We start from the raw sequence: 16,119 nt of genomic DNA on the forward strand, positions 1-16,119 counted from the left end.
AAAAGGTTCTCTGATGGCCCGGCGGGCGCGACTGGACGCGGAGCTGGTGCGCCGCAAGCTGGCCCGGTCCCGGGAGCAGGCCGCCGCGCTGGTGGCCGCCGGGCGGGTGCAGGTGCGCGGGAGCGTGGCGGCCAAGGTCGCCACGATGATCGACCCGGCCGACCCGGTGGTGGTGACGGGCGAGGACCCCGCCGACGAGTACGTCTCGCGGGGCGCCCACAAGCTCGCCGGCGCCCTGGCCCGGTTCCCGCGGCTCGGCGTGGCCGGGCGGCGCTGCCTCGACGCGGGCGCCTCGACCGGCGGGTTCACCGACGTGCTGCTGCGCGCGGGGGCGGCGACGGTGTATGCCGTGGACGTGGGTTACGGACAGCTGGCGTGGCCGATCCGTACCGATGATCGGGTCGTCGTCATGGAACGCACCAACGTGCGCACGCTGACGCCGGAGATGCTCGACGGCGCGGTGGACCTCACCGTGGCCGACCTGTCGTTCATCTCCCTGCGGCTCGTGCTGCCCGCGCTGGCCGCGTGCACGGCGCCGGACGGGGATCTGGCGCTGATGGTCAAGCCGCAGTTCGAGGTGGGCAAGGAGCGGGTCGGTGCCGGGGGCGTGGTCCGCGACCCGGAGCTGCGGGCCTCCGCGGTGCTCGACGTGGCGGCAACCGGGGCCACTCTCGGGCTGGGCGTGGCGGCCGTCGCGGCGTCGCCGTTGCCGGGGCCCAGCGGCAACGTGGAGTTCTTCCTGTGGTTCCGCCGGGACGCGCCGCCGGTCGACGCCGACCGGGTGCACGCGGTGGTCGCCGCGGGGCCGTCGGGCGAGGTAGCTTCTGGCGCACCGGTTTCGCCCCCTTTGGAGGACGTGTGACGCGCTTGGCACAGTTGGTGTTGGTCCGGGAGGGCGTCCGATGAGCCGCTCGGCGTTGCTGGTCACCCACACCGGGCGCCGGCAGAGCACGCAGCACGCGCAGACGGTCGCGCAGGACCTCGTCGCCAACGGCTTCGAGGTGCGGGTCGTCGCCGAGGAGGTCGACGATCTCGAGCTGCCGCCCGGCGTGACCCCGGTGGACGGTCCCGACGCGGCCGACGGCGTCGAGATCGTCTTCGCGCTCGGCGGCGACGGCACGTTCCTGCGCGCGGCGGAGCTGGCCCGGCCGGTCAAGGCGCCGCTGCTCGGCATCAACCTGGGCAAGGTCGGCTTCCTGGCCGAGGTCGAGCTGCACACCATCGACCAGACCGTCAAGGACATCGTCGCCGGCGACTACACGGTGGACGAGCGGCTCACCCTCGACGTGCGCGCGGAGTACGACGGCCGGCTCATCGCCGAGTCCTGGGCGCTCAACGAGGTCAGCGTCGAGAAGGGCCAGCGCGCCCAGATGCTCGAGCTGCTCGTCGACGTCGACGGCCGGCCGCTGTCCCGCTACGGCTGCGACGGTGTCGTGTGCGCCACACCGACCGGCTCGACCGCGTACGCCTTCTCAGCCGGCGGCCCGGTCGTATGGCCCGAGGTCGAGGCGCTGCTGCTGGTCCCGATCAGCGCCCACGCCCTCTTCAGCAAGCCCATCGTCACCGCGCCGACCTCCACCTTCGTCCTGACGGTGGATCCCTACACCTCTTTCGCCACCATGTGCTGCGACGGGCGGCGCACCTGGGACCTGCCCCCGGGCGCCCAGGTCACCGTCCAACGCGGAGACCTCCCCGTCCGCCTGGTCAGGCTCGCGCCCCGGCCCTTCACCGACACCCTCGTCGCGAAGTTCCACCTGCCGGTCGAGGGCTGGCGCGGCGGCCGCCGCTGACCTGCCCGGTGGGCAATTGTCGGTCGGCACCGATACTGTCTGCCCTGTGCTGGAGGAACTTCGCATCACCGGGCTCGGCGTCATCGACGACACGACGCTGCGGCTCACCGCGGGCATGAACGCGATCACCGGGGAGACGGGCGCGGGCAAGACGATGGTGGTGACCGGGCTGGGCCTGCTGTTCGGCGGCCGGGCCGACGCCGGGCGGGTGCGCTCCGACCCGGGCCGCGCGATGGTCGAGGGCCGGCTGACACTCGACGGCGCCGACGCGCTGCAGACGCGCATCACCGACGCCGGCGGTGAGCTCGACGACGACGGGTCGGTGCTGCTCAGCCGCACGGTGACCATCGAGGGCCGCTCGCGGGCGCACGTCGGCGGGCGCAGCATGCCCGTCGCGATGCTCGGCGAGGTCGGCGAGCACCTGGTGGCCGTGCACGGGCAGCAGGACCAGCTGCGCATTTTGCGGCCGGCCGAGCAGCGCGGTCAGCTCGACCGCTATGCCGGGCCGGAGCACGAGAAGCTGCTGGAGAGCTATCGCCAGGCCTATGCGCAGTGGCGGGCCGTGGTCGACGACCTGGCCGACCGGCGGCGCAATGCCCGCGAGCGCAGCCAGGAGGCCGACCTGCTCAAGCTCGGCCTCGACGAGATCAGCCGGGTCGACCCGCAGCCCGGCGAGGACGACGACCTCAAGGCCGAGGTGCAGCGGCTGGAGCACGCCGAGGGTCTGCGCACGGCGGCGGCGCTGGCGGCCCAGGCCCTCGCGGGCGGGGTCGAGGCGACCGACGAGACCCCGGACGCGACCGGGCTGATCGGCACCGCGCGGCGCACGCTCGAGGCGCAGGCCGGGGTCGACCCCGCGCTCGGCGAGCTGGCCGCCCGGGTCGAGGAGGCCGCGACCCTGGTCGGCGACGTCGCCTCGGAGCTGTCGGCCTATCTGGGCACGCTCGACGCGGACCCGGCCCGGCTGGAGGCGATCTACGAGCGGCGGGCGGCGCTGCGCGCGCTCACCCGGAAATACGCCGACGACGTCGAGGGCGTCATCGCGTGGGCCGAGCACGCCCGCACCCGGCTGGCGGCGCTGGACACCTCCGACGAGCTGCTCGACGAGCTCGACAAGGAGCGGCTGCGGCTGGCGGCGCAGGTCGCCGAGCTGGCCGGGCGGCTGACCGCGGCCCGCACCGAGGCGGCTTCGCGGTTCGGCGACGAGGTGAGCGTCGAGCTGGCCGGGCTGGCGATGCCGCACGCGCGGGTGGAGATCGTGGTGCTGCCGCGCACGGCGGGCCGCGACGAGCCGGCGATCGACGACCTGGCGGTGGGCCCGGACGGCGCCGACGAGATCGAGATCCGGCTGATCGCGCACCCCGGCGCCCCCGCGCTGCCGCTGCAGAAGGGCGCGTCCGGCGGCGAGCTGTCCCGGGTCATGCTGGCCATCGAGGTCGTCTTCGCCGGCGCCGGCGGCCCGCCGACCCTGGTCTTCGACGAGGTCGACGCGGGCGTGGGCGGCCAGGCGGCGGTGGAGATCGGGCGGCGGCTGGCGCGGCTGGCGCGTACCCATCAGGTGCTGGTCGTGACCCACCTGCCGCAGGTGGCCGCGTTCGCCGACCGGCACCTGGTCGTGGCCAAGGACACCGGTGGCGCGATCACCACCAGCGGGGTGAAGATCGTGGAGGAGACCGATCGGGCCCGGGAGCTGGCGCGCATGCTCGCCGGTCTGCCCGACTCGGATCTGGGCATCGCGCACGCCGAGGAGCTGCTCGCGGTGGCCGACAGGGAGAAGCGGGGCTGACGCTGAGTCACCCCGCCACGGGGATAGCGGGGCATTCACGAGATTTGCCCCTTTCGGGGGTGACCTTGTGCATGTCGCGTGCGAAGCGCTCGACCCGTCGTGTCAGGATGGCCGGGATGCGACTTCCCACCTTGCGCCGGACCCGCACCGCCGAACCAGGGGGCCTGTCCGGCACCGCCCGCCTCGACCGCCGCACCAAGCGGCTGGTCGGGCGCTTGCGGCCGGGTGACATCGCCGTCATCGACCACGTCGACATCGACCGGGTGGCCGCCGACTCGCTGGTGGCCGTCGGCGTCGCGGCGGTGCTCAACGCCAAGCCGTCCATCTCCGGGCGCTACCCCAACCTCGGCCCCGAGGTGCTGATCCAGGCCGGCATCGTGCTGATCGACGACCTCGGCGAGGAGGTCTTCGACGGGCTCAGCGAGGGCGCCCTGGTCAGCATCGACAACGACACCGTGCTGCTCGACGGCGAGCCCGTCGCCACCGGCATCCGGCAGGACGCCGAGAGCGTCGCCCAGTCCATGGCCGATGCCCGCGAGGGCCTGTCGGTGCAGCTCGAGGCGTTCGCGGCGAACACCATGGAATACCTCAAGCAGGAGCGCGAGCTGCTGCTCGACGGCGTCGGCGTGCCCGACGTGGCCACGCGCATCGCCGGGCGGCACGCGCTGATCGTGGTGCGCGGCTACGACTACAAGGCCGACCTCGACGTGCTGCGGCCCTACATCCGCGAGTTCAAACCGGTGCTCATCGGCGTGGACGGCGGCGCGGACGCGCTCGTGGAGTCCGGCTACACCCCCGACATGATCATCGGGGACATGGACTCGGTCACCGACGACGTGCTGCGCTGCGGGGCCGAGGTCATCGTGCACGCCTATCCCGACGGGCGCGCCCCGGGCCTGAGCCGCGTGCACGGCCTCGGCGTCGAGGCGACCACCTTCCCGGCCGCCGCCACCAGCGAGGACCTCGCGATGCTGCTGGCCGACGACAAGGGCGCCTCGATGATCGTGGCCGTCGGCACCCACGCCAACCTGGTCGAGTTCCTCGACAAGGGCCGCGGCGGCATGGCCTCCACCTTCCTCACCCGGCTCAAGGTCGGCGGCAAGCTGGTCGACGCCAAGGGCGTGAGCCGGCTCTACAAGCAGAACATCTCCTCGTCCTCGCTGGTGCTGCTGGTGCTCTCGGCGATCGCGGCGCTCGCCTCCGCGGTGGCCGTCTCGACCATCGGCCGGGCCTATCTCTCCGTGGTGTCCGAGTGGTGGGACAATCTGGTCTTCCAGTTAGGACAGCTCTTCTGACCCGCGATTTGGACCAAGAGGCATTGGCGTGATCAACTTCCGGTACCACGTGGTGTCCCTCACCGCGGTCTTCCTCGCCCTCGCCATCGGTCTGGTGGTCGGCACCGCCGCGCTCAACGGCCCGGTGGCCGACACCCTCAAGGACCGGGTCGACGCGCTGAGCAAGGACAACAGCAACTACCGCGCCCAGGCCAACCAGTACCAGGACGAGCTCAACCGCAGCCAGGACTACGTCACCGAGCTGGCCCCGGCACTGCTCAACGGCAAGCTCACCGGCCGCCGCCTCGCGGTCGTCACCCTGCCCAGCGGCAAGGACTACACCGACGGCGTGGTCGCCATGCTCAAGGTCGCCGGCGCCACGATCACCGGCCAGGTCACGATCGAGGACAAGTTCTTCGACCCCGCCAACGTCTACGAGCTGCTCGAGCTGGCCGAGAAGGCATCCCAGCCCACCGTGCCGGTCGAGGGCCTCCCGCTCAACAGCGACGGCGTCGAGACCTCGAGCGCGCTGCTGGCCGTCGCCCTGCTCAGCAAGCCCGTCCCGGTCACCGAGGCCGACCTGACCTCGGTGCTGACCGCCTACACCGAGCCCGGCTACATCTCGGTCTCCGACAACATCACCGGCGCCGCCGACGCGACCGTGGTCATCTCGGGCCTCCCGCCGATCGACCAGGACGCCGCCCGCAAGAATCAGAACGCGGTCAAGCTGACCGACCAGTTCCACACCAGCCACCCGGTCGTGGTGGCGGGCAACGGCATCGGCGACGGCAACCTCGTCTCCGAGATCCGCAACGACCCGACCCTGGTCAAGGACATCTCCACGGTCGACAACGCCAGCACCGCCCAGGGCCAGCTCACCACCGCCCTGACCGCGGTCGAGCGGGTCGTCGCGGGCAAGGTCGGCCAGTACGGCCTCTCCGCGGGCGCCACCTCCCAGGTCCCCAAGACCGCCGGCTGACCCGGCGGCGGGCGCTGCCGCCCCGGTTCCCGAGCCGGCCGGGCGACCTGGCGGCCGGCGCTGCCGCCCGGCCCCGCCGACTTCACCGGCCGGCGCGGAGCAGAACCAGTGCGAGCAGTGCGGCGACGGCGTAGGCGCCCGCCTGCACCTCGAGCAGCGGCAGCGTGCCGGCGGCGCCCTGCAGGGCTCCGGCGGCGAGCAGGCCGAGCACCTGTCCGGCCGCCTGGGCGAGACCGAAGGCGGCGAAGGCACTGCCGCGCCGATGGTCGCCCGACGCCCGTTGCAGCAGGCTGGTCAGTCCGGCGCCCATCAGGACTCCCGGCGCGCCCATGACGGCGAACAGCACTCCGTAGACCGCGACCGTGTGCGTGACGAACGACAGGTTCCACGTCAGCGCGGTGAGAAGGGTGAAGACCACGCAGCCGGCGACGGTCAGCCGCCGGATGTCGAGGCGGGCGCCGAGCAGGCCGAGGACGAGGCCGGCGGCGATGGCGCCGATGGCCTGGACGCCGCGGAGCACGCCCACGTCGGCTGCGGCGCCGCCGAGCACGTCGGTGACGAAGAAGACGAAGAGCAGTACGAACAGGCCCTGCGCGACCGACGCGACGAAGGCCACCGCGATCGGGGCGCGGCTTGCCGGATCGGCCAGCACGCCGAGCAGGCCGCCGCGGGGAGCACGGGCCGGTTCGGTCGCCCGGCCGCCGTCCGCCCGGATGCCGCCTGACCAGGGCAGGGTGGCGACGAGGGCGGCGGCGATCACGTAGGTGGCGATGTCCGCCAGGACGACGCCGCCCAGTCCGGCCACGGCGAGGAGCACGCCGCCGAGCGGGCCGCCCACGATGCGTCCCAGGTCGTTGTTGAGTCCGACGAGGGCGTTCGCGGAGACGGCGCGATCGGGGCCGACGAGCCCGGGCAGCATCGCGTTCTTGGCGGGCTCGAAGAACGCGGCGAAGGTCGCGTGCGCCACGATCACGCCGTAGAGCAGCGGCAGGTCGGCCCGGTCGTGCACGGCGAGCAGCGGCAGCAGTGAGCCGGCCTGGGCGAGGATCGCGACGAGCATGATCCGCCGGCGCGGGAGGCGGTCGGCGAGGCGGCCCGCGATCGGGGCGAGCAGGACGGGCGGCGCCAGTTCGAGCAGGAAGGCGAACGAGGTGCCCAGGGCCGAGCCGGTCAGGTCGAGCACGACCAGCGGCAGGGCGATGAACAAGAGCCAGTCGCCGGCGTCGGACACCAGCCCGGCGATCCAGAGCCGGCGGAAGGCGGGCACGGCCAGCGCCGAGCCGGCGCGCGGCGGCGCCAGGGCGGTCACTGCGGCCCGAATCCCGGCCGGGGGAAGGCCATGAGCGAGAGGTGGACGTGCTCGGCGTCCGCGGGCGCGTCGGTGCGGGTGGCCGCGAGGTAGGGGCGCACCACGGCGTCGATGCGGCGCAGCACGTCGGCGAGCTCGTCCGGGGACAGGGTCAGACCCAGGCTCGCGTGCGAGTCCACGTCGCGCCAGCGCTCGGGCAGGGACGGCTGGCGGCGCAGGTACTCGCGGGCGAGGTGGTGGTCCAGCTCCACGGCGGCGGCGAGGACGGGGTTGGCGCCCTCCTCGGGGCCGGCGGTGAAGCCGGTGATGGTGGCGCGCCACGGCCGCGACCGGCCGTCGCCGGAGTCGTCCGGCTCGACGAGGCCGTGGGCCGCGAGCACCCGCAGGTGATAACTGCAGTTCGACGGCGTGTCCCCGACGGCTCGCGCGCAGGCCGACGCCGTGGCGGGCCCGGACGACATGAGGTAGCCGAGGACGTCGAGGCGGACCGGGTGGGCGAGCGCGTCGACGACGGCGGGGTCGGTGAGCTGGGGGCGGCGTTCCTGCACGGCGGCACTCCGATCTGAAAGGCTCTTTCAGATCCTAGGACGGGCGGCGGAAAACCTGCAAGGCTCTTTCAGATCGGCGGACACGCCGTGCGATCAGCGGGCCAGCCGGGCGGGGGACGGCGGGCACGCCGCGCGGGGGACGGCGGCGCGGACCGCCTAGACTCGGCGGTCGGTCGCCGTGGGTGTGGCTCGACAGGGGGTACGCGATGGCCGGCAGGGGGACGTCGTCCGGGATCGGGGCGCTTGCCGCGCGGGCTGCGCTGGGGTGGATCCGGGCGGATCCGCGGGCCGGGCGGCTGGAGCGGACCAATTTCCATGGGCGGACGGTGACGCTCGCCGGGGGACCCGCGATGGCGGCCGGGGCCACGATCGGGGCGGTCGCCGGGGCGCCGAGTCTCGCGGCGGCGGCCGCGGTGGTGACGGCGGGCGCCGCGAGCGGGGCGGTCGGGTTCTACGACGACATCGTGGGCAACCGGCCCGAGCAGAAGGCGGCCAAGGGCTTCCGGGGGCACCTCGGGGCGCTGAAGGAGGGGCGGGTCACCAGCGGGCTCGTCAAGATCGCCGGGGTGGGCGCCGCGAGCCTGGTGGCGTCGGCGCTGCTGGCGGGGGACCGGGGCGTGCGCGGGCACAAGCGCCGGCAGGACTCCGGCAAGCTCGCCCGGGCCACGGATGTGCTGCTCGGTGCCGGTGTCATCGCCGGCACGGCCAACCTGCTCAACCTGCTCGACCTCCGGCCCGGGCGGGCGATCAAGGCGGCCACGGTCATCGGGGTGCCGCTCGTGGCGGGCCGGGGCGGCGCGATGACCGCCGGGACGCTCGGGGCGGGCGCGGGGCTGGTCAAGGCCGACCTGGGCGAGGAGGTCATGCTCGGGGACGCCGGGGCGAACGCCCTCGGGGCGCTGCTCGGGGTGGCGCTCGCCGCGAAGACGGGACCGGCGGGGCGGGCGCTCGCGCTGACCGTGCTCGCCGGGCTGACCGCGGCCAGCGAGAAGGTCAGCTTCACCCAGGTCATCCAGGACACGCCGTGGTTGCGCGCCGCCGACGCGCTGGGCCGCCGCCCGGCCCCGTGACAACGCCGGCCCCGACGCCCGCCGAGCAGCCGGTCGCGAACGCAGCGCATCGCGCAGCCGGCCTGGCCGGCGCGGCGGCGCTCATCACCGGGCTGACGGTTCTCGCGCGGCTGGCGGGCTTCGGGCGTACCTTCGTCGTCGCCCGCACGGTCGGCGACGGCGCCCTCGCCAACATCTACAACGCCGCCAACACCATCCCGAACATCGTCTTCGAGCTCGTGGCGGGCGGCGCCCTCGCCGGGCTCGTGGTGCCGCTGCTGGCCGGCGCGGTGGCCCAGGGCGACAAGCAGCGCGTCGGCGCCATCGCCTCGGCCCTGCTGACCTGGGTGCTCACGCTCATGGTGCCGCTCGCGGGGCTGGTCGCGCTGCTCGCGGGCCCGATCGCCGGGCTCTTCGACGTGCCGCCGGACCAGCAGGCGGTCGCCGCCCGGATGCTGCGGGTCTTCGCGCCGCAGCTGCCGCTCTACGGCATCGGGATCGTGCTCACCGGTGTGCTGCAGGCCCACCACCGGTTCGCGTGGCCGGTGCTGGCGCCGTTGCTGTCCAGTGTGACGGTGATGGCCGCGTACCTGAGCTATGCCGCCGTCGACGGCGCCCGCAGCGACCTCGCGGGGTTGAGCCGCACCGGCGAGCTGATCCTCTCCGCGGGCACGACGGCCGGCGTGGTGGTGCTCGCGTTGTGCCTGCTCATCCCGCTGAGCCGGCTGCGGCTGCGGTGGCGCCCGGCCTACGGCTTCCCCGGCGACGAGGGGCGGCGTGCGCTGCGGCTGGGCTGGGCCGGGGCGGTCACCGTCGGATCGCAGCAGGTCATGGTGGTGGTCGTGATGGCGCTGGCCGTCGCCGGGCCGCTCGCCCTCTACACGTACGCGCAGACGGTCTTCCTGCTGCCGTGGGCGGTGCTCGCCGTGCCGCTCGCGACCGCGGTCTACCCCCGGCTGGCGGCGGCCGCCGAGCAAGGTGACGAGCAGACGTACGCGACGCAGCTGACAACAGCCGCCCGCTCGATCACTCTTCTGGCTTGTCTCGGGGCGGCTGCCCTCGCCGCGCTCGCGGGTCCGGCGGCGGTCATCGTCGGTGCCCCCGGCATGGCTCCCGGCATCGTCGGCTTCGCCCCGGGACTGCTCGGGTACGCCCTCTTCGCCCTGCTGTCCCGCGCCCTCTACGCCCGCGGGGCCACAGTGGCGGCGGCGGGGGCCACGGCGGCGGGCTGGGGCGTGGCGGCCGTCGCGGCGGTGGTGCTCTCGGCCCTGGTCAGCGCGCAGCGGCAGGTGGCGGGGCTCGGGGCGGCGAACGCGATCGGGATGAGCGTGCTCGGGGTGTTGCTGGCGGTGGCCGTACGCCGGAAAGCGGGTCCGCACGCCCTGAGCGGGCTGCCGCGCACGGCGTCCGTGGGTATCGTGGCCGCGGTCGTCTCCGGCCTCGCCGGCTGGGCCGTGGTGCGCGGGCTCGCCGCCGCGCTGGACCGCACCCCGGGCATCGGTGTGAGCCTGCTGCAGGGGATGCTGGGCGGAGTCGTGGTCGCGGCTGTCTTCGTCGCGGTGGTCTACCCGCTCGCGCGCCGCGATCTGCGGCCGCTGGTCTCGAAGGTCTCCGGGAGGTTTCGTACGTGAGCGACGCAGCGCAGGCGGCCTGGTCCGGCGCGGTGGCGCTGGTGCTGGGCTCGAGCACCGGCGGAGTCGGCCAGCACGTCCGGTCGCTGGTGCGGGGGCTGAGCGCCGCGGGCTGCCGGGTGCTGGTCTGCGGTCCCGCCGCCACCGAGCAGCAGTTCGGGTTCACCGCCGCGGGGGCCGCGTTCGTCGCGGTGGAGATCCCGGCGAGCCCGGGACCGCAGGACTCGGGCGCCATCCGTACGCTCCGCCGCGCCCTCGCCGCCCACCCCCTCGACGTGGTCCACGCCCACGGGCTGCGCGCCGGGTTCGTGGCCGCGCTCGCCCGCCCGGCCGCGCCGCTCGTGGTCACGTGGCACAACGCCGTGCTGGCCAAGGGCCTGCGCGCCGGGGCCGCCGCCCTCGTCGAGCGGATCGTGGCCCGCTCCGCCGCGCTGACCCTGGGCGCCTCCGCCGACCTGGTGACCCGGGCCGAGGCGCTCGGCGCCAAGCGGGCCCGGCTGTCCGAGGTCGCCAGCCCGCAGATCGCCGGGCCGAAGCGCAGCCGGGCCAAGGTCCGCGCCGAGTTCCGCCTGGCACCCGACACCCCGCTGATCTTGTCGGTGGGCCGCCTGCACCCGCAGAAGCGCTACGACGTGCTGCTCGAGGCGGCCGTCCGGTGGCGCGGGCTGGCTCCCGCGCCGGTGACCGTGATCGCCGGGTCCGGGCCCAGCTACATGCCGCTGGCGCAGCGCATCTCCGAGCTGCACGTGCCGGTCCACCTGCTCGGGCACCGCACCGACGTGCCGGACCTGCTGGCCGGCGCCGACCTCGCCGTCATCACCAGCGACTGGGAGGCGCGGCAGCTCTTCGCCCAGGAGGCGCTCGCGGCCGGGGTGCCGCTGGTCGCCACCGAGGTCGGCGGGCTGCCCGATCTGGTCGGCGACGCGGCCCGGTGGATCGCGCCCGGCACCGTCGACGCCCTGGACACGGCCGTCCGCGAGCTGCTCGCCGACCCCTCCGGGCGGGCCGAGCTGGCCGCGCGCGGGCCGGTCCGGGCGGCGACGTGGCCCACCGAGGCGGGCACGGTCGCGGACGTGCTGGCCGCGTACGCGTCGGTCGCCCCGAGCCGGGCCGGTCACCAATGACGCGCCGGGGCTGGCTCCCGTACCTGCTGGTGATCGTGACCGCGGCGGTCAGCCTGGCCGGGCTGGCCGTGCGCCCCGCGACCGGGGTGAGCGGCGGGACGGCCGACTACGTGATCGTCGCCGGGGCGGCCGGGCTGCGCTGGGACGACCTCGACCCGCAGCGCACGCCCACGCTGTGGCAGGAGGCGTCGAGGGGCGCGGCGGGCTGGCTGTCGGTCCGCTCGGCGCACCACACCACCTGCCCGGCGGACGGCTGGCTGACCCTGGGCGCCGGCAACTTCGCCGTCTGGGACCCCGACCGGGTCACCGGCGCGTGCGCCCCGATGAGCCCGACGCTGGAGCGGCCCGACGGCATCGGCGCCAACCTGCCCCAGCTGGCGAGCGTCGTGCGGGACAACGCCGACAACCAGCCGTACGGGGCCGTGCCCGGCGCCATGGCGGAGTCGGTGCGCTGCACGGTGGCCGTCGGCACCGGGGCGGCCGTGGCGGCGGCCCGCCCGTTCGGCCGCGTCGACCGCTATCAGCCCACGCTGCCCGCGCAGCCCGGCGACCTGTTCAGCCGGTGCGCGCTGAGCCTGGTGGACCTGGGCACGATCACCGGCTCCGGGACGGCCCGGCAGGCGCAGGTGGCGGCGGCCGACGCGCTGCTCGCCCGGGTGCTCGCGGCCCGGCCCGAGCGGTCGCTCATGGTCATCGCGGGCGTCGCCGACACCGACACCACCGCGCGGCTGCACGTGGCCATCGCCGAGGGCCCGGGCTGGGACAACGGGTGGCTCACCTCGGCCGGGACCGGCCGCGAGGGCTACCTGCAGCTGGTCGACCTCGCGCCGACCGTCCTCACCGCGCTCGGCCGCCCCGCCCCCGAAGGGCTTTTCAGCGGGCGTACGGCCACCGTGGCCGACGGCCGTGCGGCGTCCCCGGCCGACTCTCTGCTCGGCGTCCACGACGCGAACGAGCGCGCCGGGGCCCAGCTGGGTGTGGCCGGACCGTTCTTCCTCGGCCTGGCCGTCGTCCAGCTGCTGATCTTCCTGCTCGTGGTGCCGCTGATGATGCGCGCGCGCCGGCACGCCGGGCCGACCGGGCCCACGCCGGCCGCGAAGTGGCTGGTCCGCGGGACAGAGGTGGTGCTCATCGCCGCGGGCCTGAGCATCCCGGCGGCGCTGCTGGCCGACGCGATCCCGTGGTGGCGCGCGGACCGGCCGGGCATCGTCTTCGCGGCGCTGACCTTCGCGCTCATCGCAGTGGGAACGGCGGCCGTCCGGCTGTCCCCGCTCTACAAGCGCACGCTGTGGCCGCTGGGTGTGGTCGCCGCCGTGGCGCTGGGCGTGGTCGGCCTCGACCTGCTCACCGGCGCCGAGCTGCAGCTCAACGGCGTCGCGGGCTACTCGGCGATCGAGGGCTCACGCTACGCGGGCGTCGGCAGCGTCGGCCTGGGCGTCCTGGTGGCGGGGGCACTGCTGGTCGCGGGCTGGCTGGCCCAGCGCGTACGCCGTCCGTGGCGCCCGGTCCTCGTCGTGCTCGCGGGCGGGGTCACCGTGCTGCTCGCCGGCAGCCCGTACCTGGGGGCCGACCCGATCGGGGCCGTCGCCGTGACCGCCGGCGTCTGCGCGGCCGCCGCGATCAGCACCGGGGGCTGGCTGACCTTCCCGCGGTTCGCGTGGGCCGCCGTCGCCGGGGTCGTGGTCACCGCCGGGATCGCCGCGACCGACATGCACCGGCCCGAGCTGGAGCGCGGCAGCGTCGGCCGGTTCCTGGCCGCCCTGGGCGACGGCACCGCCGGGCCGGCCATTCAGCGCGCCGCCACGTCCAGCGCCCACAACCTGGACAGCCCGCTGACGTTGCTGGCGCTGGGCGGGGCGCTGATGATCGCGTTCGCGCAGTTCTCGGCGTGGGGCGGGCTCAACCGCGTCTTCGGGCTGCACCCGGCGCTGCGGGCGGGCCTCGCCGGGGTCACCGTCACGGTGCTGGTGGCGGGGGTGCTGCAGGGGGCGGCGTTCACCGTGGCCGGGGCGGCCGCCGCGGTGGCCGTACCGATGCTGGTGCTGACGACTTTGCGGGTCCTGGAGCACGCGGCCGATCGCACCCGTCCGGAGGGTGAGACCGACGGCCCGGGTGGTCCGGGGCTGGTGCGCATCCCCCGGGATCGTGACCCCGCCGTGTCCTGAGCGGCCCCTTCGTGGGTCCCGGGCAACAGGTGTTACTGTGAAATCCCGTGGATGGCGCGTCCTTTTCCCAAGGTCGTCGCCGGTCTGCAAGACCGAACTGACCGACCACGGGAGCAGGCCTTGGCACCAACAGTGCGCGAGACGCGGCACATCTTCGTCACCGGAGGCGTCGCCTCCTCGCTGGGCAAGGGCCTCACCGCCTCCAGCCTCGGCAACCTGCTGACCGCACGCGGGTTGCGGGTCGTCATGCAGAAGCTCGATCCCTACCTCAACGTCGACCCGGGCACGATGAACCCGTTCCAGCACGGCGAGGTGTTCGTCACCGAGGACGGCGCCGAGACCGACCTGGACGTCGGCCACTACGAGCGGTTCCTCGACCGCGACCTGTCGGGCAAGGCCAACGTCACCACCGGCCAGGTCTACTCGGCGGTCATCGCCAAGGAGCGCCGCGGCGAGTACCTGGGCGACACCGTGCAGGTCATCCCGCACGTCACCAACCAGATCAAAGAGCGCATCTTCGCGATGGCCGACCCCGACGAGACGGGCCGCATCCCCGACGTCGTGATCACCGAGGTCGGCGGCACGGTCGGCGACATGGAGTCGCTGCCCTTCCTCGAGGCGATCCGCCAGGTCCGCCACGAGATCGGCCGCGACCGGGTGTTCTACCTGCACGTGTCGCTGGTGCCCTACCTGGCGCCGTCGGGCGAGCTCAAGACCAAGCCGACCCAGCACTCGGTCGCCGCGCTGCGCAACATCGGCATCCAGCCCGACGCGCTGGTCTGCCGGAGCGACCGGGAGATCCCGGACAAGCTGAAGAACAAGCTCGCGCTCTACTGCGACGTCGACACCGAGGCCGTCGTGGCCTGCCCCGACGCGCCGAGCATCTACGACATCCCGAAGGTGCTGCACCGCGAGGGGCTCGACGCCTATGTCGTACGCCGGCTGGGCCTGTCCTTCCGCGACGTCGACTGGTCCACGTGGGACGATCTGCTCGTGCGCGTGCACCACCCCCGCCGCACGATCACCGTCGCGCTGGTCGGCAAGTACGTCGACCTGCCGGACGCGTACTTGTCGGTGAGCGAGGCCATCCGCGCGGCCGGCTTCGCCAACATGGCCAAGGTGCAGCTGCGCTGGGTCCCCAGCGACGACTGCGACACACCGGCCGGCGCCGCCGCGGCGCTCAAGGGCGTCGACGGCATCGTCATCCCCGGCGGCTTCGGCATCCGGGGCATCGAGGGCAAGGTCAACACGTCCAAGTACGCCCGGGAGCACCAGGTCCCGATCCTGGGCCTGTGCCTCGGCCTGCAGTGCATGACCATCGACGCCGCGCGCAACCTGGCCGGGCTCAAGGGCGCCAACTCGCTCGAGTTCGACGAGCAGGCCCCCTACCCGGTGATCTCCACGATGGCCGACCAGCAGGACATCGTCGCGGGCAAGGGCGACCTGGGCGGCACCATGCGCCTCGGCGCCTACCCGGCCGCGCTGACCCCGGGCTCGATCGTCGCCGAGGCGTACGACAGCACGGAGATCAGCGAACGGCACCGGCACCGCTACGAGGTGAACAACGACTATCGCGACAAGCTCGCCAAGGCGGGCCTGCGCTTCTCCGGCACCTCCCCGGACGGGCGCCTGGTCGAGTTCATCGAGCTGGACCGCTCCGAGCACCCGTTCTTCGTGGCCACCCAGGCGCACCCCGAGCTCAAGAGCCGCCCGACCCGGCCGCACCCGCTCTTCACGGCGTTCGTCAAGGCCGCCGTCGCCTACGCGGCCGCAGACGAGCTGCCGGTCGAGGTCGAGCCGGCCGCCGACCCGGACCTGTCGCAGGCCGCGGTGCCGGCGTCATGACGCGTTTCGAGCACTCGACGCTGAAGCGGGAGCTGCGCTACGAGGGCCCGGTCTTCTCGGTCCACACCGACGAGATCACCATGTCCGGCGGCGGCACCGCCCACCGCGACGTGGTCCTCAACAAGAACGCCGTCGGCGTCGCCGCCCTCGACGAGGTCGGCCGCATCGTGCTGATCAAGCAGTACAGGCACCCCGTCGGCCGGCACCTGTGGGAGCTCCCCGCCGGCCTGCTCGACGTCGCCGGCGAGGACCCGCAGGTCGCCGCGGCCCGCGAGCTGGGGGAGGAGGCCGACCTGCGCGCCGCCCGCTGGGACCTGCTGGTCGACCTGCACACCTCGCCCGGCTTCAGCGCCGAGACGATCCGCATCTATCTGGCCCGCGACCTGTCGCCGGTGCCGGACGCCGAGCGGCACACCCGCGAGGAGGAAGAGGCCGACATCGAGATCGCGTGGGTCGAGCTCGACGAGGCGGTCGCCATGATCCTCCGCGGCGAGATCACGAACGCGGCCGCGGTGGGCGGAATCTTCGCCGCCGCCCGCGCCCGCGACGACGGCTGGGCGACGCTGCGCCCGGCCGAGACGCCCACGCTGGGCTGACGCCGGGAAAGGCCGCCGGTGCT

General features: G+C 74.3%; 13 protein-coding genes. 11 read left to right on the forward strand and 2 right to left on the reverse strand.

Annotated elements, in window-relative coordinates; translation table 11 throughout:
* The first annotated feature begins 13 nt into the window (after positions 1-13).
* From RAN62_RS39250 to RAN62_RS39270, 5 genes are all read left to right on the forward strand, one after another.
* Positions 14-862, forward strand: coding sequence for a TlyA family RNA methyltransferase (locus RAN62_RS39250; RefSeq protein ID WP_305789968.1), 849 nt, complete (start codon positions 14-16; stop codon positions 860-862).
* A gap of 40 nt (positions 863-902) precedes the next feature.
* Complete coding sequence (locus tag RAN62_RS39255) at positions 903-1,790, forward strand: NAD kinase (RefSeq protein ID WP_305789969.1); 888 nt, start codon at positions 903-905, stop codon at positions 1,788-1,790.
* 46 nt (positions 1,791-1,836) lie between these two features.
* Complete coding sequence (recN, locus tag RAN62_RS39260) at positions 1,837-3,576, forward strand: DNA repair protein RecN (protein WP_305789970.1); 1,740 nt, start codon at positions 1,837-1,839, stop codon at positions 3,574-3,576.
* Positions 3,577-3,692: 116 nt separating this feature from the next.
* The gene (steA, locus tag RAN62_RS39265) at positions 3,693-4,871 is read left to right on the forward strand and encodes a putative cytokinetic ring protein SteA (RefSeq protein ID WP_305789971.1); all 1,179 of its coding nucleotides are present in this window, start codon (positions 3,693-3,695) and stop codon (positions 4,869-4,871) included.
* Between the two features lie 28 nt (positions 4,872-4,899).
* Complete coding sequence (locus RAN62_RS39270; protein WP_305789972.1) at positions 4,900-5,829, forward strand: copper transporter; 930 nt, start codon at positions 4,900-4,902, stop codon at positions 5,827-5,829.
* Between the two features lie 82 nt (positions 5,830-5,911).
* Here the strand turns inward: RAN62_RS39270 and RAN62_RS39275 are convergent, their stop codons facing one another.
* Positions 5,912-7,138, reverse strand: coding sequence for an MFS transporter (locus RAN62_RS39275; protein WP_305789973.1), 1,227 nt, complete (start codon positions 7,136-7,138; stop codon positions 5,912-5,914).
* Positions 7,135-7,686: a winged helix-turn-helix domain-containing protein gene (locus RAN62_RS39280; RefSeq protein WP_305789974.1), complete on the reverse strand. Its 552-nt coding sequence runs from the start codon at positions 7,684-7,686 to the stop codon at positions 7,135-7,137. The genes RAN62_RS39275 and RAN62_RS39280 overlap by 4 nt, the downstream gene beginning before the upstream one ends.
* Positions 7,687-7,892: 206 nt before the next feature.
* Between RAN62_RS39280 and RAN62_RS39285 the strand changes: the two genes are divergently transcribed.
* From RAN62_RS39285 to RAN62_RS39310, 6 genes are all read left to right on the forward strand, one after another.
* Positions 7,893-8,756 (forward strand): hypothetical protein, encoded by an 864-nt coding sequence (locus tag RAN62_RS39285; RefSeq protein ID WP_305789975.1) that lies wholly within the window; start codon positions 7,893-7,895, stop codon positions 8,754-8,756.
* A complete protein-coding gene (gene murJ / locus RAN62_RS39290; protein ID WP_305789976.1) occupies positions 8,753-10,366 on the forward strand; it encodes a murein biosynthesis integral membrane protein MurJ in 1,614 nt (537 codons plus the stop codon). The genes RAN62_RS39285 and murJ overlap by 4 nt, the downstream gene beginning before the upstream one ends.
* Entirely contained in the window at positions 10,363-11,490 is a 1,128-nt protein-coding gene (locus RAN62_RS39295) for a glycosyltransferase family 4 protein (RefSeq protein ID WP_305789977.1), read from the forward strand. Before murJ ends, RAN62_RS39295 begins: the two co-directional genes overlap by 4 nt.
* Entirely contained in the window at positions 11,487-13,655 is a 2,169-nt protein-coding gene (locus RAN62_RS39300; RefSeq protein ID WP_305789978.1) for a hypothetical protein, read from the forward strand. The genes RAN62_RS39295 and RAN62_RS39300 overlap by 4 nt, the downstream gene beginning before the upstream one ends.
* A 120-nt stretch (positions 13,656-13,775) precedes the next feature.
* On the forward strand, positions 13,776-15,500 hold the full coding sequence (gene pyrG / locus RAN62_RS39305) for a CTP synthase (RefSeq protein WP_305789979.1): 1,725 nt from the start codon (positions 13,776-13,778) through the stop codon (positions 15,498-15,500).
* Positions 15,497-16,096, forward strand: a complete 600-nt coding sequence (locus tag RAN62_RS39310; RefSeq protein WP_305789980.1) for an NUDIX domain-containing protein — start codon at positions 15,497-15,499, stop codon at positions 16,094-16,096. Before pyrG ends, RAN62_RS39310 begins: the two co-directional genes overlap by 4 nt.
* Positions 16,097-16,119: the final 23 nt, after the last annotated feature.

The organism is Symbioplanes lichenis, assembly GCF_030709675.1.
Lineage (GTDB): Bacteria > Actinomycetota > Actinomycetes > Mycobacteriales > Micromonosporaceae > Actinoplanes > Actinoplanes lichenis.